The sequence below is a fragment of the Chromohalobacter sp. HP20-39 genome, assembly GCF_033052815.1.
Taxonomy (GTDB): domain Bacteria; phylum Pseudomonadota; class Gammaproteobacteria; order Pseudomonadales; family Halomonadaceae; genus Chromohalobacter.
This window is the reverse complement of record NZ_JAWHTP010000503.1, coordinates 1-291: the sequence shown is the minus strand read 5'-3', so window position 1 is coordinate 291 and position 291 is coordinate 1. Positions and strand designations below refer to the sequence as shown.

At 54.3% G+C, this 291-nt stretch carries 1 protein-coding gene; it reads left to right on the top strand.

Annotated elements, in window-relative coordinates; translation table 11 throughout:
- A partial coding sequence (locus tag RVY79_RS18980) for a helix-turn-helix transcriptional regulator (RefSeq protein ID WP_317466109.1) occupies positions 1-283 on the top strand: 283 nt, incomplete at its 5' end.
- Positions 284-291: the final 8 nt, after the last annotated feature.

Below are 291 nucleotides of genomic sequence, written 5' to 3'. Positions count from 1 at the left end.
GCGCATCCGGCTTTCTAACGAGCCATTGGTGTTTGTTCGGATGCGTCGCAACAGCGTATTGAGTGAAGCAGATGCTGACAATCTGATCGCAACGTTCAACGTCACCAAGGCAGAGGCGAGGGTGTTGGCAGGGCTCGTCGGAGGGCTTGCGCCTTCAGAGCTTGCCATTCAGAACGGTGTTTCGGAGCACACGGTGCGATCGCAGATCTCCAATCTGAAAAGAAAGATGCACTGTAGTCGGATCGTTGATCTCGTGAAGCTAGCCTTGCTTGCACAAGGCTGAGGGTTGCA